Here is an 18,976-nt window from a genome sequence, read left to right as displayed (position 1 = left end):
GCTTTGTTAGTCGACCTCAAATGGAAATCCGTCGTCCGCCAAGAAATCCGCAAAGCGCTGATCGACGGTGAAAATCAGCAAGTCCTCAATGGAAGGATACTCAACCGTCGATGCGATTGTTCCGCCGAATTGCCCTGGCACCTTCGGCAAGGATAGTTGCCACCGTTTTTCGGTCTTGAAGATTTCGCTTTTGAGGCCGTGGCGGAATCTGATTATGGGCATCTCTCGATCCTCGACATGTCGAAAATTGCTGGGCTACCGCGATAGTTTCTGCCACAGACTTTAACAATGGAACATGTGTCTCTCTTCGTACTAGGAGTGCAGCACGGCCCGCTCATCGCCATTGGGGAAATTGACGGAACAAGGTTTGGGTGAAGGTGTCCGGTCAGGCGCGTCTTCATGACCGGAGTTTGGCGCAGTAAAACTACTATTGTGATAAGAATACTTATCCTGATAGTCCGATCAGGAAACGAATTTGTAATTGTGCTCTCGTCCCCGATGAGTGCATCACCGGGTCCGTGAGCGGTCGCAGTCGCGCGGGCAGGACCTCCTCTTGCCGACCATCAACTGCCGGTTGACACTTCATCCTGTGGATTGGTCAATCGTTTCGCGAGGACGCAATGACATCAGACTTCGATTCAACGGTCACGCCAGCTGGGGACTCGGCCGGGCTATTCGACACCGCGTGCAACCACGTGCGAGACACGACACGCGCGCGCTGCGCAGCCGTGATCGTCATCAACGGCGAATTGGGATCAGGATATTCCGTGGTGGGCCCACTTGAGGCGCAGATTCTTTTGCCTGACATCTTGCATAAGATAGCCGATACCTTGCGCGGGCAGCTCTCGAAGAATCTGCAGTAACTTGCCGTTCGTCTCGTCCTACAGGTCAAACTAAGGCGGCCTATCATCAATGGCGGGCAAAATTAAAGCAGCGGCCGTTCAGCTTCCGGCCTGGACTGTTGGTTCATGACCGAAACCGGTCCGACGCAGGCGCCGGGGGATCGCCGCGCCCAGTTTCTATGCAAAAAGCATAACGCGGCCGTCATCTAATATCGGAACTTCTCCGAAGCGGCCGTTCGTATCTGCCGCCTCAGTGTGTGGAAAGGTTAGTGACACCGGGTATCAAGCTTCCACCACCAGCTCGGTGATGCAAATTTCAGAGATGCTCATAGGCGCTGTTGCCTGCGCAAGTGAGAGTTGCCTTCGCAGCACGGTTTCGTCAATCCAGCAGATGTGCCAGTGACAGGGCACGCGGGGGAAAAACGACTGGCTCACTATGGGGCTGTTGTCCGCTACGGGCAGCAGCCAACCTTAAGGAGCCGAAATGAAAGCCGCTTTTGACCGCTTGAAAAAAGCCCAACCCTTGCCATCGCTTCCCGCGTTTGTGGCGTCGCGCATTGAGAAATATTACCGGGAGCGGGTAACGGATACGTGGGGAGGCGGGCACATCATGCGCGGTCGCATCCCGGGCGCGGATGCGTTGCATCTGTCCAGCAACGACTATCTCGCGATCGCGCGCCACCCTGACATCATTCGCAGCATGCGTCGAACATTGCGTTCGGACGGCAACGGACTGTTGATGTCGGGCATCTTCCTGCACGGTGATTGCCCGCAGTTGAAGTTCGAAACCCGGCTGTCGACGTTCATGGGCGCAGAGGCCGGGGTGCTATGTCAGTCCGGCTATACGGCGAACATCGGGCTGATTCAGTCGATCGCTTCGGCACAAACGCCCGTCTACGTGGACAGGATGGCGCACATGTCGTTGTGGGAAGGTATTCGCAGTGCGGGCGCGATCCCGATACCGTTCAGGCACAACGACACGGCGCACCTCGAGCAGCAGATCGCGCGGTACGGGCAAGGGGTTGTGCTGGTCGACTCGATTTACAGCACGAACGGTGGCGTATCCCCGCTTGTCGCGCTCGCGGAAGTATGCGAAATGCATGAATGCGTGTTCGTGGTCGACGAGTCGCATTCGCTCGGCACGCATGGCCCGCGTGGAGCGGGACTTGTTGTCGAGCTTGGACTCGAGTCCCGTGTCGCATTCCGCACAGCAAGCCTTGCCAAGGCTTTTGTCGGCCGGGCCGGCTTCATCACCTGCCCTGCCAGCTTCCAGGAGTACTTCAAGTTCGAGTCGAATCCTGCGATCTTCAGTTCCACGCTCTTGCCACATGAGATCAGTGGGCTGGACGCGGCGCTGTCGGTGATCGAATGTGCCGGGCGGCGGCGCACGAGACTTGCTTCGAATGCCGCCTGGCTGAGGGAGCGGTTGAGCGAGCTTGGGTATAACTTGGATGCCGGGGAAAGCCAGATCATCGCGCTCGAAGCGGGTACGGAACAGCGCACGATCGTGTTACGTGATGCATTGGAAGCACGGGGAATTTTCGGTTCCGTGTTTTGTGCACCAGCGACGGCGCGCAATCGTGCGCTGATCCGGTTGTCGATTCACGCCGCGTTGAGCGACGCCCAGATCGAAAGGCTTGTGAGTGTCTGTCGTGACATTCGCGGCGAAGTTGAGCTTAACAGATGGCCCTCCACCCGGCGCCTCGGAGACCGGCTGTCGTCCCGCGAACACAGCCACGAGCAAAGCACGGCAGACGGTGCGTTCGCGGTCCGATAGTGGCACGACATGGAGTTCACGCGAGTGAACTCCATGTCTTCTGTATTTCGCGGTCCAGCCACTCAATATAGCTGTCGTAACTCAGCACCTGACTCAGATCAAACCCGGGCGGGTTGGGAATCACGGTATAGACGTAATCCTGTTGCCCTGTAAACCGGATTGCCGGGTGCATATAGCTCTCCCACGCGATGCCGTCCGCAGGGAAGTATCCGCTGGTTTGCCAGAAGTACGGCAAACTCCCGCCATTGTCCAGAGCGTCGAAAAAGCCTACTGGTGCGCCTTGTACGCTGGCTATCTCACGCACACCCTGCAGCGTATCGTTCGTGTGGACAATCAGCAGATAGGACTTGCCGGTACCGTCGAGCATGAGTAGCCCGTTTGGCGAATATGAAAGGTAATGTTCAACAATACCGAGCGAATCAAAGAGTTCCCGTACCCGCGCGACCAACGCGTCATCACGCAAAAACGTGTATTCTGATGCCACCAGCGTGTCGAGGATGGACTGACACCTGTTATCGAAGTAGGCATGCTGCATATCGCGCACCGCGCGATTCAAGGCGCCGATGGCCGAGGCGTCCTGCTTGCGAATGAAGCGATGAATGATGCCTTCATTGAAGCTCTCCACCGCGATGTGCTCGTTCGCCTTTCCGGTCAGCATGATCTTGCGTACAGCTGGGTCAGTAATACGACGGCAGAATTCAAGACCGTTCAGCCCCGGCATGTCGTAATCCACAACGACGACCGATGTCGCCTGAAACCGGTTGTTGTCGAACACCTGATTGCGAACGGTGTCGACGCTCATCGCGATGACCTGCTGAGCCTCGTCTTCATCGGTTCGGTCCCGGTACGGTGTGAAGATCTGTTCCTCAGCCGCACCGGGACGATGGTGTTCATTCACGAACTGCAGGGCTTCTCTTGACGAACTGAAGAGCCGGAAGGCCAGACTCGGTTCGAGTTGCAGGCACAGATTCGACAGGAATGCCGCGCTGTCGTCGACGAACGTGACCGTTGTCGGAAAATAGAATGGTTTGATCGTATCCATCGTCATGGCCTGGGAAAGGTCAACACAAATTCGGTATACATGTACTCGATAGATGTACAGTCGATGGAGCCGCCCATCACACGCATGACGTCACGACAGAATGCGAGTCCGATGCCGGTCCCGACGGAGGCGTCATCTGCGTCAGTCGACGACGTATAGAAACGCGTGAAGATGTGGGGAAGTACATGGGACGCGATGCCGACGCCGGTATCGCGAAAGAGAAGTTGGTTCGCACGTGGCCCGGACGCAAGCCGGATCGAGATCAGAGCGCTGTCGACCTCTGCCATTCCGCGGAACGCATTTTTTAGCAGATTGAAGAGCACATGGACCACCAGCATGTCCGAGCCTTCGAACGTGAAGTCATTGATGAGATCCGTGAGCACCCGTTGTTGCTCCCCACCGCGAAATGGATAGCGGTCGAGCGCGGTCTCCACACATTGCCTGATCGAGCACTGTGCAATCTTCTGGGAATGCCCGCCGGTGAACCGCGCGTTCGCGAGCAGCATATCGATAATGGTATTGGAATGTACAGCCTCCTGTTCAATGCGGGAGAGTACGCCGTGCATGGAGTGAAGGTGAGCGACGCGGATCCGGGGAACACGCAACCCGCCGTCTTGAGCGATGCCGTACGTTTCGAGCAGCGAAGGCAGGTAGCTTCCAAGGCCCGCCGCGCCTGCGCGAATTGCTAGCAGCGGCGTGCGCAGTTCGTGGGCAATGCTACCGGCAGTTGCAAGCATTGCCCTCTCCTGCTCGACCCGGATACGCTCCGTGTCATAGTTGGCGACGACGCCGATCGCTATGGCAAACGAAAAAATCGCTAGATGGACAAGATAAGTCGAATTCATGCTGACAACGTCGGTCGTTGCCCAATAAGCGAGATACGCGAGAGCGATGCCGATGAGAAAATTCAGCATCAGCATGAGCCAGTCGAGCAGCAACACCATCACGAAAGCAGCAATCAGCGCGCTTTCGATCCAGACGTTTGAGCCATTGTTTTTCAACAGCATGAACGCGAAAAAGAACGGCAGTGAGTAAAAGATCGTCGCGTACCAGTAGTAAGGCAAGAGTTTTTTCGCCCACGACGGCCAGCGCTCGGAAAACAGGATGGGGATAAACAGCGCGGAGCCGACTAGCCGCAGCGGCAGGTTCTCGTACGGTTGGGGAAAGAGATCGTTCCAGATGTAGTAATAGAGCGGGAAGCCGACGATCGCAACGATCGAGAAGGGGCGCATCCGGCGGCTCACGTATTGCAGGTTTCGCAACGCAGGAGCGAACAGTTGGGCAAGGAGTAGGCGGATCGGCACCAACGTGCGGGCGCCCCGCGGAGGTATTCTCGTTGCGTCCATTATTTCCAGAATGAAGGATTCACCGGGTTTCTCAGGCAAGGCTCCAGCTTTGAAACTGTTGATGCTTCACGCGGCATCATCTGGATTATGGAGCACGCGCATTTGCGCACCCCAATTTACCACCCCGTCGAAGTTATTTGCCATGGCCCCGGCACAAATCTTGACCTAAGGTGCCGGCGATGTCACGGCAAATAATTTCCTTCAACTGTTTGCCGACTGTTATCCGCGTACCCAACGTGTATGGCAGACCCGCCAGATTCGCGCCCGCGAAAACTGGCCAATGCTCGCGAGCATGCAGGCCAAACCGAATTGTCGAACTGCATCCATCCCGTGGCTTTTGCGTCTTCCAGATAGTCTATTCGGCTCTTTATGCGATTTGCATAAAACCGTGTTGAACGCCTCATCTGAACAACGCGCCGGTTAACGGCATCGGGGCATTAATCTTTACCCAGGGAAAATAAATCTAAAAGTATCCAATAGGGATAACCCACCCGGTTTCCAAGGACTATATTCCTGTCACCAGGCAATCACGATTTGATCGACACCGGCACTGTTTTTCCACTCACTAATGCGGAGATGGACATGTCAGACCACCAGTTGTTGAATCGACCCAGCCCGAAACAGCTCGCCGCTTACTTCCTCGCCAGCACCGGCTGCGACCAGCCGCCCCCCAGCAAGATTTACCACGACAACACGCCGTCACCAGTGACCGCCGTGCCCGAATTTGCAGACATGGGCGCCGTGATGATTTCTTATCCTGGCACCGTGCCGCCCGCGCCCGGACACAGCCAGGAGCCACCCAGCGGCCCACGCTCCTTTGGCATTCCGAACGAGTTGATCGTCCGCATGCAGCAAAACGACACCGCCAGGCCGGTCCACATCTTCGTCATGTGCGTCGCCCCCAACGAGCGCGATCACATCGTACGCGATCTGCAGCGGACGGCCGATCAGCTATCGCTCCAGTTCGACCCCGAGCATCTGCATCTGATCGGCTGGGACACCGACACCTTCTGGACTCGCGACTACGGTCCGTGGTGGGTGCTCAATCCCAAGACCGGCACTTACGCAATCGCCAAGCATACCTATACGACGCTGGGCGGCGGCGCCGTCGGCCTGGTCGAGGGTGCCGAGAATGTCAATCCAATGGAGGGGCTCGGCATCTTCCGTCCCAACGACGACTACAGCGCGGTCAAACTGTCGGACTTCCTCAACGGCCCGATCCGCAAATGGAATCAGGCTAAATGGCCGGGCGACAAAAAGCTGCCGGAGATCGCGGTGCACGACTGGTATTACCTCGGCTTGCTCGACGTGGGCGGCAACTACATGGTTAACGGCAAAGGCGTGCTGGCCTCGTCTTACCTGGCCGCCACCCAGAACGAACTGCCGGGCGGTAAGAACGGCAAGTGCGAAGATGTGGTAGCGCAGCGCATGGAATACATGTTGAGCCAACTGAACCGGTTCATGGGTATCAACACCTACCACGTGCTGAGCGACCCGACCGGCACGTACATCGGGCATATCGACTGTTGGGGCAAGTTTTTGGCGGAAGACAAGGTGTTGATCGCGTCCTCGCAGGACGAGAAAACCAATCAGGCCTTCGACGGCATCGCCTCCTCGTTCGCCAGGGAAGGGTTCAAGGTCTATCGCGTCATGTGTCAGGACAGCTACGTTGCCAGCGCGGACACGCCGGCCACCAGCGCGGCTTACACCAACAGCCTGATATTGAACCAGCACGTCTACGTGCCGCTTTCAGGCAAAGGCTACGAACAGTACGACCGCGCCGCGCTCAGTGTCTACAAGGAGGCGCTACCCGACTACACCATCGTCGGAATCGAAGGCAAACCGGAGTTCCCGTGGCTGGGCACCGACGCCATGCACTGCCGCACACGCGCCATCCCGCGCAAGGTGATCGACGACTGGCAGGCGGCGCTGAACGGCGCACCGCGCTGGGCCCAGTCCTGACGGCCTCCCCTCTTCCGCGCGCACAGGAGAATTCGCCATGACTGCAACAACGCCATACCGGGTGGCCGACTGGCTGCCCTCGGACCACACCTTCCTCAACAATTGGCTAGCCCGATTGATCTCCGAGGTAGAGGACGCACCGCAGCCGCTGCATCCGGTGGTCGACGCGCTGCGCCAGCTAATCGAAACCGATCCGACCGTCTACATGCTGTTCAATCAGATGTTTGAGCAGGTGCCACACAAACCGCCCTACAACAAGGACCCGACCGGCAAGCCACAGGTACGCGACTACCGTGTGATGCTGCAACTGGTCAACGCCATCATGACGCGCGCGCCGGAATTCAATGAGACCGGCCTGGTCGGCTTTCCTATCAACGCCATCTTCGATTGGTCGATGGCCACGCCGGGCGGCTTTGCTGGCTTTCTGAATGCCGACGTCAACCGCGCGCTGAAAAACGTGCTCAACGAATGGGGGCGCTACCTGGCCTCGCCCGATTCGGTCTATGTGCTGAACACCGATCCGCGCACCGGCTGGCTCGGCGCGGACGCCATGAAGGCCATGCCGCATTTCGTCGAACAGTTCCAGTGCAACCCCGAGCTGCCGCACTATGGCTTCACTTCGTGGGACGACTTCTTCACGCGCCAGTTCCGCGACGGCCAGCGCCCGATTGCCGCGCCACAAGACGACGACGTGATCGTCAACGCTTGCGAATCGGCGCCATACAAGATCGCGCGGCAGGTTAAACAACGCGACAACTTCTGGATCAAGGCGCAGCGGTATTCGCTCTCGCACATGCTGGACAACGACAGCCTTATGCCAGCGTTCGACGGCGGTACGGTCTACCAGGCTTTCCTGAGCGCCAAAAGCTATCATCGCTGGCACAGTCCGGTCAGCGGCCGGGTCGTCAAGGCCCGCGTGGTGGACGGCACTTATTATTCGGAGACCATGTACGAGGGTTTCGACCCCGCGGGACCGAACGATTCGCAGGGCTACATCACGGAAGTGGCAACGCGCGCGCTGATTTTTATCCAGGCCGACAACCCGGCCATCGGACTGATGTGCTTCATGGCGGTCGGTATGGCCGAGGTCTCCACCTGCCAGATCGCGGTGTACGAAGGCCAGAAGATCCAGAAGGGTCAGCAGTTAGGCATGTTCCACTTCGGCGGCTCGACGCACTGCCTGATTTTCCGTCCCGAAGTGCAACTCGACTTCGACATGCACGGCCAGACGCCAGGATTGAACTCGAATAACATTCCGATCAACTCGCGCATCGCCACGGTCCGGAAATAATTCGGACGCAAGGAATCGCGGCGACCGCCGCGGTTCCTTTTTTTTGTCGCGGAGGACCCCATGTGCACCAGCGTCATGGTCGGAAAAAAGGCGATGGCCGACGGCATCATTCTGCTTTCGCGCAATGAGGATTTCACGCGCAACAACTGGAACAAATACCTGGTCTACCGCACGCTGCCTCAGTACCGCAGCGGTGACAAGCACGCGCTTAGCCAGGGCCAATGGGTGTTGGGTAACGGGCTGACCGTGCCTGTGCCCGAGCGTGCCTATGGCTACAGCGCGATCCCCGACTGGGCCGGCTACGAAGAGGCGGTGTGCGCGATTGGCGACCGCTATTTTTACGAAGAGCGCGGTATCAACCAGCGCAACGTCGCTGTATCCGCGACCAATTCGCTGGCGATCAACGACAAGGCCAATGCCGCTGATCCGCTGCTTGCCAGCGGCGGCATCGCGGAGTCGGTGATCCCGACGCTGATACTGCCGCAGGCCGAGACGGCGCTGCAGGCAGTCGAGCTGCTCGGACAATATGTGGAAACGTACGGCACCAGCGAAGTCAACGGCGTGCTGTTCGGCGATCCGGAGGAATCATGGTACTTCGAGAACGGCTCGGCCCATCACTGGATCGCCGTGCGCATACTACCGGAAACTTATCTCGTGGTGGCCAACGGCATGCGCGTGCATGGCGTGGATCTGGACGACGTCAACGTACGTCATTCGAAGGAACTGTTTCCTTTCATCGTCCAGCATCAATTGCTGGACCAGCCCGACCGGCGTCACCTGAATTTTTCGGCCGCCTTCGGCATCCTCGGCAATCCCTACAATGAAGACCGTATCTGGCTGGCGCAAAGCATCCTGACGCCGTCGCTGGTGCAGCAGCCTGGGCAACCGCAGTATCCGCTGTTCCTGAAGCCTGACCGAAAGCTTGGCGTCAAGGATGTGATGGCCGTGCTGCGCGCGACCTATCAAGGCACGGTGCTCGAAGGAAAGGCCAAGAGGCCGATCGGTTACGAAGCCACGGCCGAGAGCCACATCATCACGCTTGACGCCAGCATGCCCGTTGCACTGCAAGGCGTGATCTGGCAAGTCATCAGCACGCCCCTGGGCGCGCCGTATATGCCATTCTTCAACACGATGGATGTCCTGCCGCCAGGTTACACGCTGGGCAGCAACGAGTACGGCACTCTCTCGGCATACTGGGCGTTTCGCGGTCTGTACGCGCTGGCGAGTAGCCAAGGTGAAAAGGCACTCGCTGAGTTGACCACGTTATGGAGCGAATACGAACGTAACTGCGTGGAAGAGCATGGCTATATCAAGCGCATGCTGCAAGAAATGGACCGCCGCGCACCGACTGGCGCGGTCGATTTTACGCGCCGCTACAGCACCGGCATTGCATATGAAACCGTCGGTGTGGCGCACAGCAAACGCAATGAGCTCATGACGAAAATCACCGTATCTCCTGAACCAGGCTAGCGCGACGCCGGACCAACCGATGCTCCCTTTCGTCGTTGCCGCGAAAGCCGGTGTGCTGCCTGGATTGTGAGACCCTTGGTGGACCCCCAAGCCCAAGCGACGGGATTGGCAATCACAAGAAAGGCAAAATTCGTCGGGGGCCCAACGGAAATAGTGCAACTGACTATAGCCGCTCGTCCTGGATAGGGTCGTAGGGCATTCACATCAGCGCGCCGTCGGTCTCATCGCCCGCCATGGTTACCGAAGCACGGCTTTCTTCATTGACCACCATGTAGCACTGGTTGCCAGCATGCGCGAGGTGCCCGATCGACAGCCGGAGGCCGCTGAACCGTCTTGGGTGATTGGCTGAGATCGCCAGGTCGTCCGATCCTACGACGTTCACGAAAACAGCGGCAGAGATTCGACAGCGCATTGGCGTCGACGTCGCGAAGGCGTGATCCGACCGGTCCGCGCAGCAGCTTTCTCGTTGGTCGAGCCAAGCCGCCGGTTCAGATCCGACAGGACTTTGCAGTCCGACATGCGGGGTGGCACCTCGGTCAATGCCAGTTCAAGCCGGTCCAGCAGTTCAGGCAGACTCACTTCATCTTCCCTCGTCCGTGCAAACTTCCGCTTCTTCATAAGGCTGCTCCGCTCTATCCGTCGACGATGCGCGCTGGCGTCAACGTCACCGCTAATCTTCGAGATCCAGCGACATCATTCTCTTCCTATTTGCGCCAACGGGACCGTCGGAGGCATCTCCCTTTGGTAAGGGGGGCTCAGCATATCGAGATGGATAACCACATCCACGCCGATGCGGATAATGCCATCGTTCGGCTGCCTCGTAACAAGATCGCTTTCCACGGGAGTGGCGCTGCCCTCTCCTACCTGGACAACTGGCCGCTCACGCTGCGTCCGCCAGCATCGACTGACGGCGGCCCGATGCCGCACACCGGCAGGCGTACTGGGTCCGAGCCTCTTCACTCGCAGGATCGTCAATCGCCAGCAGATATTCAATGAACAGTTCTTCTCCGGGCTCGATTGCCCGCAGCGTATGAATGAATATGCGTCCCTCGTCCTTGATGGTCTCGCAGTTGGGCGCGCAAGCGTGATTGAGCCAGCGCGCGCTATTGCCGTCACGGCTGCCGTCGATCACACGCCCATCCGACAACCCGAAAAGAAACGTATGTCCTTCGACGCCTTCACGCTGGTGACGACGCACCGCATTTCGCCATGAAGTGACTTCACCTTTGTATTCAAGCACGCGCTCGCCGGCGGTAGGCGACTAGCCTGTAACCCCTTTGGCGCTTGGCTCTCTGGCAATTGCTACGGTGGCGGGGTGGACAAATATTTTTTCGAAACAGCCGCTTCCGCACGATTGGACGACGGAGCGCATCAGGTCATCCTAGCAAGATTGCCTTGCATCGCCATCACCTTCTTATTGCGACAGAACCGGCCGTGACGGTGTTGCCGCAGCAGTTGCGCCAGCAAACGCACCGTCTCCTGCTGGGCCTCCTGCGGCAGGTGCGTCCACTGTGGCATCTTCGGAAAAGGATGAAGAAGACTGTCCGAACGGGTGAGGCCACCTCTATCCTCCTGCTCTGTTCCTCGGACGCGGCGGCGAATTCGCCAACGAGATCCGATAACTGCGCCCATTTACCCGACAAAGCCACGTCAGCGAATGCAAAGGATGCGTTGTCCACCCCAAAGCACGCTAATTCACAGCTAAGAATCAACATATATAGTTGCTCTGGTGTGCTACAGACAACCTGATAGTGGAGATTATTAAGATGATCGGAAATGCGAAGACGTTATTGAAGTACGTGGTAAAGCCTGCTTGTACCGTGTGCGCTATTATTGGATTTACTTGCGCGCAAGCGGCTACTTGCCCAGACATCGCGAAGCTTTCCACTACCACCTCCCAGGGCCACTCAATGATTTCCGGTGTCAACGCCGACGGCTTTGCTTGGATGGGGCCTGGTAGGAAGATCCCTACGGCATTTGAGGGGGCTTTTTTAGTATCAACCAAAAACGCTGCTGAAAGGGCCTTCGGGTTGTCCACTCCATATTGTGTGTATGGCACGGCGGGTGTGCAAAACAAGACGGTCCTTACACCAAAGGATAACGTTGTTGCTCTTCCCCAGGGACCACAGTGGACTTCCGGTACAGAGCCTTTAGCTCTTGCGGTAGGTACAAGATATTGTGCGTCGACGAATCCAGCCGACTGTAATGCAATTATGCAGATTTACGTTCCTATTCCTGACAACAAAACTTCACAAAGAGCCTTGGATGACGCTCGCGTCTCTCCATTTTGACGGTCAATTGGTTGTATATGAACGCGTCCCGATTGCGCTAGTGTTTTGTGTGCTCCGACATCGACAGAACGGGTTGCAGCTGTATATCGGGCCTTGTTGCAGCCGATACTGCGGCTGCGGGCCCCGATGAAATCCGCTGACTCACACCTCATTGCCAGAACGAGTTCGAAGCTCGGCAACCAGTTCAGGTTTAGTGAGTCCCGTTCCGACCTGTCTTGTCATCTCACGCGGTTGCCAACGAAACTTTTGGCGTGGGTCAAAAATAGCTGTTTTTGCGTTACACAGGCGAGCGGAATTGTTCCACTCTAAAAATGCAGGATTCGTTAGGATTACGTGTTAATTTGGCGAAGCCAGCGAGCTCGGAGCTTTAGCCTTTATGCGGGTGAAGCGGCCCGAGTCCGAGCAGAGTGAGCCAGTGATGATGTGCGTGACCGGTCAGGTTCTGTCGCATTAACGCGCCGATGTAAAATGCGGCTTTTTTGAACCATGCCGCGATATCGACGCCAAAGTTGCCATGCGTCGCAATTCGATAGTCGCCGCATGTGTTGAGGTTTCCTGCCATTAGCCGCATCCTGAAAGTTGAACGTACCCTGATCGATCGGGCTTTCGGCGTTTCTAATCCGTCGCTCAGTAGGGCGAGGACAATGCGTGCGCCAGTGCACGGGACGCTCGCCAAGCGGCGCGGTCAATGTACACATGCTCACGAATCTGCTTGCGCAGGAATACGTCGTTGTCGCCAGCCACCGCAATGATTGGCCCTGAGATCGTGCTTACCTGATTTGCCGCCCCCAATCCAAGGGCCTGCTCCGGAATGGGGCTGATATTCAACTTCTGTCCGTTTGGGCGAGGCATTGGCAACGGAATCGCACTAGCTTTGATTGCCGCTGGCAACGCCGGAAACGGATCGATGCCTGTGATGCGGCCTGCTTCCACGAATTCAAATTAAACGCGGCGAACTGGAGACGAGTGGGTCAGTTGACATGACCTAAGGGGCTGACGGAAATCCGATGGACGCGACGATCCCTGACGTGCCGTCTTGACGATTTCGAAGACTCGCCGCGCCGCCATATTTACTCGCGATCGCCTTGACGATCGACAGTCCAAGGCCGCTGCCCTCGATTTGCGTGCTCGCTCGAAAGAAGCGGTCGAACACCCGTGGCAGCAGTTCTTCCGCAATACCGGGCCCGGTGTCGGTCACCTCGATCCACACCATGTCGTCGCGCACCCGTACGCTCAGATCAACCTTGCCGCCTTCCGGCGTGTAGCGGATCGCGTTACCGACAAGATTGCGGACGGCAATGCCGACATCAGCTTCGACCGCGCGGACAAACGCGCCCGCCATTTCGTCGGCGCCGATATCGATGCCGCGCTTCATCGCGATCGGCAATACTTCGGCCACCGCGCCGACGACCACGGCGGGCACATCGACGCGCGTCAACGTCTCGGCTTGCACCGCCGCATCGGCACGCGCGAGCCTGAGCAATTGCGTGATCAGACCGCCACTTCGGGTGATGCCGCTGCGCAATTCGAGAAATCGCTGCTGGTTGCCCGCCACGATAAGCGGCTGCAGATTGTCCGCCTGCAATTGAAGCGCGGTGAGCGGCGTGCGTAGCTCGTGCGCCGCGTCGGAAATAAACTTGCGTTCCGACTCGATCGACTGTGCGAGCCGATTGATCATCCGATTGATCGAGTCGATGAAAGGACGTATTTCGATCGGCACGCCCGCCGTCGACAACTGCTGAAAATGACTGACGTCGATGCCCTGCACTTGCGCACCCAAACGATTCAACTTGCGCAACGAGCGGCGCACGACAAGCAGCACGGCAATCCACACCAGCGGCACGAGTACGATCATCGGCCAGAGCGTATTGACCGCGCTTTCTTCCGCAAGCTCGTGCCGCACCGCCGAGCGTTGCGCGACCTGAATCACCATAGACGGCTCACGCAGCGTGTAGATGCGCCACTCCTCGCCGCTAACGGCTGTCGTCATGAAACCCGCTGGCGCCTCGCGCGGCAGCGCCAGAGAAGGTTCAGTCGACCGGTAAGGCGTGGCCTGATCGTCCTTCCAGATCGTAATGACAATGTCGCGTTCCGGTTGCGAGCCGCGCGCGGGAATGGTGGGCAGCGAATCAGCGAAACCGCCGCGCATACGGCCGGCGACCTGTTCGAGCCGAAGGTCCAGCAACGCGCTCATGCCCGCTTTCGACAACTGAAACGAACTGACGCCCTGCACCACACCGACGATGCTGACCAGCACGCAAAGAGCGAAGACAAGCTGGTTTCGTAGAGACTGGATCATAGAGACGCGGAAAAGTGTTTCGTCCAACGAGCGATTCGGGGACGCCGGAACACCCAGGGCAACGCAAGAGACGGCTGAGACAGGTTTTTTTGTGAAGCGATTCTGCACGCCCGACCAGGCGCTTTCTCGCTTCCAAACGACGCCGTGGACTCCACTGTAGACAAGAATTTGCAAAGAATGAGATGCCGTCTGGACGTGATTCAGCAGGTGGCGCGTGGTCCTGCACTAGCGCCAGTAGGCATATCCATACCCATAGTTCCGGTATCCCCAGTTCGGGTGTCCGTAATAACCAACCACCACGGGCGGCACATACACGGGAGGTGGCGGCGCGTAATACACGGGCGCAGGCGGCGGTGCATAGATCGGTACGGGCGCGACAGGCACCGCCGCCACTATTGGCATGATCGGCATCGCCGGCACCCCGATGCCGACACCGACGAACACATGCGCCTGAGCAACACTCACGAGGCCGACGCTTAATGCGGCGGCGACTACCATCTGGCGAATCCCTTTCATGTTTTTCTCCTTGACCTTCGGCGCAGCGAATTGGCTGCATCGGTTGACGTGCATTCTGGTCGTTGAGAGTTAGGAAAGAATGAGCGACCGTGGTTTTATGAAACAGGCGCTTAATCACACCGTGGATCATTTGCAGCGTGCCGCGCACGCTCCTCATTTCCGCCTAATTCACGGCGCCTACGATCCGTTCGTCGATGCACAGGTTCAGATTCGAACCCCCAGTCAGACGCGAAAAGCGCGTTCGGCACGCATCGGACTGAAGCGACGATACGGACCGCCGGCCCGACATGCGTCGCGCCACTCAAGGAGCACATCATGTTTGCCGCACTTTTCGAAAAACTGGGGGCGTTGTTCTCGCCTTCTCGCCATGACGAACGCCATGCGTATCCGACGTCGTTGTTTCCGCCTTCTCACTTCGAACAACGCGAAGCATATCTGGCGTCATCATCCGATCTCGTGGATCTCGAGCGCCGCATGCGTCATCTCGATAGGGGCTTCTATCCGTTCAGTCTGCATTCGAGCGTTATGCCGCGCGACAACGAACTGTGAACGATCAACGGACAAGGAGAACCGACATGCGTCACTATCAATGCGACAGTCCCGAAGCCGCGGCACGTATCGTCGCGGCCTGCTTGCTGTCTGACGGACACGCAGGAGCGGACGTGATTGAAGCGCTCGATCGCCATGGCATCGAACAGCGATTGTCGTTGCGCCCGCGTCAGGTCCTGGCCATCGTGCAGACGCTGTGCGAAGACCTGACTTCCACCGCCTATCTGAATTGGGACGACGCGTGCAGCCTCGATCCCGTCATCGTCAGCCAACTCGCGGCCGACGTGCAGGACTCGCAAATCCGGCGCGACGTCATCTGGCTATGCAAGGAAGCCATTCATGCGGACAGGCATATCTCCGAGGGAGAAGCCAGATTTCTTTACCTGTTGTGCGCTGCGTGGAATTTACCGGAGCACGCCGACCGTGCCCGTCCACGCGATCTGATCAAGCTCGCGCGCGGGCATCGAGTGCAGTGACTGAAGGGCCGGCCGTGTCGCCTTCCAGGCGCATCGCCTTTACCCCGGACGGGATGGCGAAAACGCGTTCCGGCCTGAAGCCGCTCCCTGTCACCCCGGCTTAGCCACCCATTCGAATCCGCCAGGCCGCGCGCTCGAAAACGCGTGGCCTCGTGGGCCTCCAGCCCTATAATCTGCACCATAGCTGCCAGGATCGACGTCAGCGTCACAACCCGCGCAATCGAACGAGGCCGGCTCAACATGGGTCACTATGTCTTTTCCGCCGTTGTGCTTGTGCTCATTCTTGCGAGTGCAGCGCTTGGATCGCATGTGCGTGCACGCCTCGCCGATCACCATTTCCAGGAAGACTCGCTTGCCGCGATGCGCATTGCCGTTGGTCTGGTGGCGACGCTTTCGGCCTTAGTGCTTAGCCTGCTGATTTCTTCCGGAAAGTCTTCGCTCGACCTGGTCAACAGCGCGCTCCAACACAACAGTGTCGCCATGATCCAACTGGATCGAACTTTGTCCCAGTTTGGCCCATCGGCCGATGGTCTACGCGCCGACATAAAAAACGACTATGCCCAATGGATCTCCTTCCTGTTTTCCAACAAAACGGGAACGACTGCAGAGGCAGAATCGCGGAAAATCCTCAGTGGTACCTATGACATCCAGGGACGCATTTTCGCCTTGCAGACCGCCGACCTCTCGCAGGACAAACTCCGTGAACATGCGATGCAACTCTGGGACGACATATTCGCGGGTCGATGGCTCGCACTCGAACACAGAAGAGGCTCGATTCCCGCTCCCCTCATTGCAGTGCTGGTTGGCTGGCTGACCGTCATATTTGGCATATTCGGCTTCAGTGCGCCAAGAAACTGGAGCATGTGCGTCGTATTTCTTCTTTGCGCAGTATCGGCCACGACAGCTGTGTATGTTGTTCTCGATCTCGACACGCCATTTCAGGGCATGGTGAATGCGTCGAACACGCCCATGATGGATGCGCTCAAGTTCATGGGGAGATGACTTGAAGCACCTCTCTCGCCATGTCCTTCACGCTTCCGTGACGAAACTGCGGTGGCATCGATGACGCCCGTCGGCACATTTGCTCAGACCTGCCGGACGCCCCTATTCGTACCCGGGCGTGAACTGGCGGCGTGGAAGCATTCCAGAGCGCGCGCGACATTCGCGACCGAAGCGATGCTCTCGGTCGCACTCTCTGTCGCGCTTGCTGTCAGAGACGTGGGTGGGCCGCGATTAGCGGCTTCGCTGTCATGCAAACGAGTTTTGCCGGCTCCGTAGAGCAAGACCGCGCACCGCAGATGGGCACGGCGATCGGTGCCGCGCTGGGCACCGTAGTGGGCCCCTGGATTGGTGACCATCCGTGGTTGTTCGTGCCCGCGTTAGGGGTCGGTGGTGTCACGGTGTACCGAGCCAACGGGTCCAACGCGGCCTACGCCTGGATTCTGGGCGGCGTGACGGCGCTGATGGTGACATACGAAGCGCATAGCCTCGCGTCCATCCGGGCGACCGCATCATTTGCGGCGCTGCGGATCACCGAGGTCGCGGTTGGGACACTTGCTTGCCTGCTGGTGGCGAGCGTGTTTCATTTCGGACCGAAGTGCTACTGAAAGAACAGGGCGCCCTTACACGCTTCAAACGCTCGCGCGGCGGTTTTGACACCGCCACTGGAATCAGTGCGCCCGACCCGCATGCTGCTGGTCCTGCAGGCCGCACTGTCGAGTCCCATCCTCGGATCCCTCACTTACGTGATGCATCAGCCGGGTTTCGCGCAAGCAATGGTCACGGCGATCGCGGTGCTGATTGTGCCGCCGGGGCTCGCCGCAGACAGCACCCGGCAGCAGGTCATGGAAAAGATGGTGCAGCGCGTGGCCGGCTGCTTGCTGGCCGGTATGCTCGGTGTAGCGCTACTCCCGCTGATGCAGGGGCAAGCCATGCTCTGCATGCTCGCGTTGCCCATCGGCGGGTGGACAGGATCATCATCGGTCGGCCGCCCCGTTACCCGCGCTGATGCGGCTATCCGGCATTCTCGCCGGAATCGTTGTCTTGGCGGCGGTGATGCTCGCGACCGGCAACCTGCACAGCCCTTCATAGGATGGACACCCCACCTGCTCGATGGGAAACGCTAAAGCAGTACTCAATCGTTCATCCGCCCATCGACGAAGCCGCCGCACGGCGTGTGCTCTGGCGGTCTGTGATAGAACATCCGTGAAGCCAACGTTTCTTTCGTATGGAAGGCCTGCGGACACTCTTTCTTCAACCTTTGTATGGTTCGATTGATCTCGCTCATTCCGCGGCTCGTAGCATCGATCAAATTGGCTCGCTGAAACAGGTCTAGCATCATGTACTCTCCGCAACGGTTGTGAATGGTTCGAGAGTTCAATGTACTGTCCTTGAATTAGATTTCAATTATCCTCAGCTCGACGTCAAAGGGGTACGCGAGAAAAACAGCGGCTGGCCAGCCTATGACGACGCCAAAAGCATCCGCCGCAGGCCGGCCTGCGTAGCATCAGGCTAATTCAATGCTAACTGTGCGTGTTCATGATGGCCTCATCGAATTGGAGGACACGAACATCATGAAGCTCTTAGGAATCACACGCATCGCCTTGCCCCTGGGCTTGATCACCGTTGCGCTCACCGGCTGCGCGGTCATTCCGCCGACTGGCCCGTCCGTCGTCGCATTGCCGCCAAGTGGCAAACCGATAGGCGTGTTCCAGCAGGAAGACTACGCATGCAGGGACTACGCCTTCCGCTCGGACAATCGCGCCACACCGGCTCACAGTGAAATACCGAACGGCGTCGGCAGCACTGCGATCGGAACCGTGGGTGGAGCGGCAGCTGGCGCGCTGCTCGGCGCCGCGGCGGGAGATGCGGGCGTCGGCGCAGCGATCGGTGCGGGCGTGGGTCTGCTGTTTGGCGGCGCCGCCGGTGCAAACGGCGCGCAAGCCACCTCGGCCGGCCTGCAGGCGCAATACAACGCAGCCTACGCGCAATGCATGGCCTCAAAGGGCAACAGTATTTCTCAACCGGCCGTCTATACGACGGTTCCGGCCGCGTACGCACCAAGCGCCATCGTTTACGGCTACCCGTGACGCTTCGGCTGCGGGTCTTTTCGATT

General features: G+C 58.4%; 21 protein-coding genes. 10 read left to right on the top strand and 11 right to left on the bottom strand.

Annotated features, from left to right (window positions below; genetic code table 11):
- Positions 1 to 6: 6 nt before the first annotated feature.
- Positions 7 to 222, bottom strand: coding sequence for a hypothetical protein (locus M0D68_RS21330; RefSeq protein WP_266225315.1), 216 nt, complete (start codon positions 220 to 222; stop codon positions 7 to 9).
- A 1,104-nt stretch (positions 223 to 1,326) separates the two neighbouring features.
- Between M0D68_RS21330 and cqsA the strand changes: the two genes are divergently transcribed.
- The gene (gene cqsA / locus M0D68_RS21325; protein ID WP_266225314.1) at positions 1,327 to 2,619 is read left to right on the top strand and encodes an alpha-hydroxyketone-type quorum-sensing autoinducer synthase; all 1,293 of its coding nucleotides are present in this window, start codon (positions 1,327 to 1,329) and stop codon (positions 2,617 to 2,619) included.
- Positions 2,620 to 2,635: 16 nt separating this feature from the next.
- On the opposite strand, the gene M0D68_RS21320 is transcribed toward cqsA, so the two are convergent.
- Both M0D68_RS21320 and M0D68_RS21315 read right to left on the bottom strand, forming a co-directional pair.
- Positions 2,636 to 3,661 (bottom strand): response regulator, encoded by a 1,026-nt coding sequence (locus tag M0D68_RS21320; protein WP_256458009.1) that lies wholly within the window; start codon positions 3,659 to 3,661, stop codon positions 2,636 to 2,638.
- Between the two features lie 2 nt (positions 3,662 to 3,663).
- Positions 3,664 to 5,046, bottom strand: a complete 1,383-nt coding sequence (locus tag M0D68_RS21315; protein ID WP_266225313.1) for a sensor histidine kinase KdpD — start codon at positions 5,044 to 5,046, stop codon at positions 3,664 to 3,666.
- 543 nt (positions 5,047 to 5,589) lie between these two features.
- Here M0D68_RS21315 and M0D68_RS21310 point away from each other — a divergent pair.
- Genes M0D68_RS21310 through M0D68_RS21300 form a run of 3 tightly spaced genes read left to right on the top strand, consistent with a single transcriptional unit; the run spans position 5,590 to position 9,730 of the window.
- Complete coding sequence (locus M0D68_RS21310) at positions 5,590 to 6,969, top strand: agmatine deiminase family protein (protein ID WP_266225311.1); 1,380 nt, start codon at positions 5,590 to 5,592, stop codon at positions 6,967 to 6,969.
- Between the two features lie 37 nt (positions 6,970 to 7,006).
- Positions 7,007 to 8,260 (top strand): phosphatidylserine decarboxylase family protein, encoded by a 1,254-nt coding sequence (locus M0D68_RS21305; protein WP_266225310.1) that lies wholly within the window; start codon positions 7,007 to 7,009, stop codon positions 8,258 to 8,260.
- A gap of 60 nt (positions 8,261 to 8,320) precedes the next feature.
- Complete coding sequence (locus tag M0D68_RS21300) at positions 8,321 to 9,730, top strand: C69 family dipeptidase (protein WP_256458004.1); 1,410 nt, start codon at positions 8,321 to 8,323, stop codon at positions 9,728 to 9,730.
- 199 nt (positions 9,731 to 9,929) lie between these two features.
- Here the strand turns inward: M0D68_RS21300 and M0D68_RS21295 are convergent, their stop codons facing one another.
- From M0D68_RS21295 to M0D68_RS21265, 7 genes are all read right to left on the bottom strand, one after another.
- Positions 9,930 to 10,112, bottom strand: a complete 183-nt coding sequence (locus M0D68_RS21295; protein WP_266225308.1) for a hypothetical protein — start codon at positions 10,110 to 10,112, stop codon at positions 9,930 to 9,932.
- Positions 10,109 to 10,348, bottom strand: a complete 240-nt coding sequence (locus M0D68_RS21290; RefSeq protein ID WP_266225306.1) for a hypothetical protein — start codon at positions 10,346 to 10,348, stop codon at positions 10,109 to 10,111. The genes M0D68_RS21295 and M0D68_RS21290 overlap by 4 nt, the downstream gene beginning before the upstream one ends.
- A 262-nt stretch (positions 10,349 to 10,610) precedes the next feature.
- Entirely contained in the window at positions 10,611 to 10,970 is a 360-nt protein-coding gene (locus M0D68_RS21285; RefSeq protein WP_266225304.1) for an SET domain-containing protein, read from the bottom strand.
- 1,418 nt (positions 10,971 to 12,388) lie between these two features.
- Positions 12,389 to 12,583, bottom strand: a complete 195-nt coding sequence (locus M0D68_RS21280; RefSeq protein ID WP_266225303.1) for a hypothetical protein — start codon at positions 12,581 to 12,583, stop codon at positions 12,389 to 12,391.
- Positions 12,584 to 12,648: 65 nt separating this feature from the next.
- Positions 12,649 to 12,849 carry a hypothetical protein gene (locus M0D68_RS21275; protein ID WP_211701515.1) on the bottom strand — a complete coding sequence of 67 codons (201 nt, stop codon included), beginning with the start codon at positions 12,847 to 12,849 and terminating at the stop codon, positions 12,649 to 12,651.
- Positions 12,850 to 13,006: 157 nt separating this feature from the next.
- Positions 13,007 to 14,320, bottom strand: coding sequence for an ATP-binding protein (locus tag M0D68_RS21270; protein ID WP_266225301.1), 1,314 nt, complete (start codon positions 14,318 to 14,320; stop codon positions 13,007 to 13,009).
- A 225-nt stretch (positions 14,321 to 14,545) separates the two neighbouring features.
- Positions 14,546 to 14,836, bottom strand: coding sequence for a hypothetical protein (locus tag M0D68_RS21265; protein ID WP_266225300.1), 291 nt, complete (start codon positions 14,834 to 14,836; stop codon positions 14,546 to 14,548).
- A 315-nt stretch (positions 14,837 to 15,151) separates the two neighbouring features.
- Between M0D68_RS21265 and M0D68_RS21260 the strand changes: the two genes are divergently transcribed.
- The 5 genes from M0D68_RS21260 to M0D68_RS21240 all read left to right on the top strand — a co-directional run bounded on the left by M0D68_RS21260 (position 15,152) and on the right by M0D68_RS21240 (position 17,987).
- Positions 15,152 to 15,385: a DUF3563 family protein gene (locus tag M0D68_RS21260; protein ID WP_211701518.1), complete on the top strand. Its 234-nt coding sequence runs from the start codon at positions 15,152 to 15,154 to the stop codon at positions 15,383 to 15,385.
- A gap of 26 nt (positions 15,386 to 15,411) precedes the next feature.
- A complete protein-coding gene (locus M0D68_RS21255; RefSeq protein ID WP_266225297.1) occupies positions 15,412 to 15,861 on the top strand; it encodes a TerB family tellurite resistance protein in 450 nt (149 codons plus the stop codon).
- 240 nt (positions 15,862 to 16,101) lie between these two features.
- On the top strand, positions 16,102 to 16,863 hold the full coding sequence (locus M0D68_RS21250; RefSeq protein WP_266225295.1) for a hypothetical protein: 762 nt from the start codon (positions 16,102 to 16,104) through the stop codon (positions 16,861 to 16,863).
- A gap of 248 nt (positions 16,864 to 17,111) precedes the next feature.
- Positions 17,112 to 17,468: an FUSC family protein gene (locus M0D68_RS21245; protein WP_266225293.1), complete on the top strand. Its 357-nt coding sequence runs from the start codon at positions 17,112 to 17,114 to the stop codon at positions 17,466 to 17,468.
- 81 nt (positions 17,469 to 17,549) lie between these two features.
- Positions 17,550 to 17,987, top strand: coding sequence for a hypothetical protein (locus tag M0D68_RS21240; RefSeq protein WP_266225292.1), 438 nt, complete (start codon positions 17,550 to 17,552; stop codon positions 17,985 to 17,987).
- Between the two features lie 8 nt (positions 17,988 to 17,995).
- On the opposite strand, the gene M0D68_RS21235 is transcribed toward M0D68_RS21240, so the two are convergent.
- The gene (locus M0D68_RS21235; RefSeq protein ID WP_211701521.1) at positions 17,996 to 18,148 is read right to left on the bottom strand and encodes a hypothetical protein; all 153 of its coding nucleotides are present in this window, start codon (positions 18,146 to 18,148) and stop codon (positions 17,996 to 17,998) included.
- A 286-nt stretch (positions 18,149 to 18,434) separates the two neighbouring features.
- On the opposite strand from M0D68_RS21235, the gene M0D68_RS21230 reads away from it, so the two are divergent.
- Positions 18,435 to 18,950 (top strand): glycine zipper family protein, encoded by a 516-nt coding sequence (locus M0D68_RS21230; protein ID WP_266225290.1) that lies wholly within the window; start codon positions 18,435 to 18,437, stop codon positions 18,948 to 18,950.
- The last annotated feature ends 26 nt before the right edge of the window (positions 18,951 to 18,976 follow it).

This window comes from Paraburkholderia sp. SEWSISQ10-3 4 (assembly GCF_030464785.1).
GTDB lineage: Bacteria > Pseudomonadota > Gammaproteobacteria > Burkholderiales > Burkholderiaceae > Paraburkholderia > Paraburkholderia aspalathi.
Note: the sequence above shows the minus strand (reverse complement) of the source record. Positions and strands in the feature narration are given on the sequence as shown.

Coding starts and splice junctions, on each gene's coding strand:
- M0D68_RS21320 (WP_256458009.1), bottom strand. CDS start 3,661: ATGGATACGATCAAACCATTCTATTTTCCGACAACGGTCACGTTCGTC.
- cqsA (WP_266225314.1), top strand. CDS start 1,327: ATGAAAGCCGCTTTTGACCGCTTGAAAAAAGCCCAACCCTTGCCATCG.
- M0D68_RS21230 (WP_266225290.1), top strand. CDS start 18,435: ATGAAGCTCTTAGGAATCACACGCATCGCCTTGCCCCTGGGCTTGATC.
- M0D68_RS21240 (WP_266225292.1), top strand. CDS start 17,550: ATGCTGCTGGTCCTGCAGGCCGCACTGTCGAGTCCCATCCTCGGATCC.
- M0D68_RS21250 (WP_266225295.1), top strand. CDS start 16,102: ATGGGTCACTATGTCTTTTCCGCCGTTGTGCTTGTGCTCATTCTTGCG.
- M0D68_RS21310 (WP_266225311.1), top strand. CDS start 5,590: ATGTCAGACCACCAGTTGTTGAATCGACCCAGCCCGAAACAGCTCGCC.
- M0D68_RS21265 (WP_266225300.1), bottom strand. CDS start 14,836: ATGAAAGGGATTCGCCAGATGGTAGTCGCCGCCGCATTAAGCGTCGGC.
- M0D68_RS21255 (WP_266225297.1), top strand. CDS start 15,412: ATGCGTCACTATCAATGCGACAGTCCCGAAGCCGCGGCACGTATCGTC.
- M0D68_RS21245 (WP_266225293.1), top strand. CDS start 17,112: ATGCAAACGAGTTTTGCCGGCTCCGTAGAGCAAGACCGCGCACCGCAG.
- M0D68_RS21290 (WP_266225306.1), bottom strand. CDS start 10,348: ATGAAGAAGCGGAAGTTTGCACGGACGAGGGAAGATGAAGTGAGTCTG.
- M0D68_RS21235 (WP_211701521.1), bottom strand. CDS start 18,148: ATGAGCGAGATCAATCGAACCATACAAAGGTTGAAGAAAGAGTGTCCG.
- M0D68_RS21280 (WP_266225303.1), bottom strand. CDS start 12,583: ATGGCAGGAAACCTCAACACATGCGGCGACTATCGAATTGCGACGCAT.
- M0D68_RS21305 (WP_266225310.1), top strand. CDS start 7,007: ATGACTGCAACAACGCCATACCGGGTGGCCGACTGGCTGCCCTCGGAC.
- M0D68_RS21260 (WP_211701518.1), top strand. CDS start 15,152: ATGTTTGCCGCACTTTTCGAAAAACTGGGGGCGTTGTTCTCGCCTTCT.
- M0D68_RS21330 (WP_266225315.1), bottom strand. CDS start 222: ATGCCCATAATCAGATTCCGCCACGGCCTCAAAAGCGAAATCTTCAAG.
- M0D68_RS21300 (WP_256458004.1), top strand. CDS start 8,321: ATGTGCACCAGCGTCATGGTCGGAAAAAAGGCGATGGCCGACGGCATC.
- M0D68_RS21270 (WP_266225301.1), bottom strand. CDS start 14,320: ATGATCCAGTCTCTACGAAACCAGCTTGTCTTCGCTCTTTGCGTGCTG.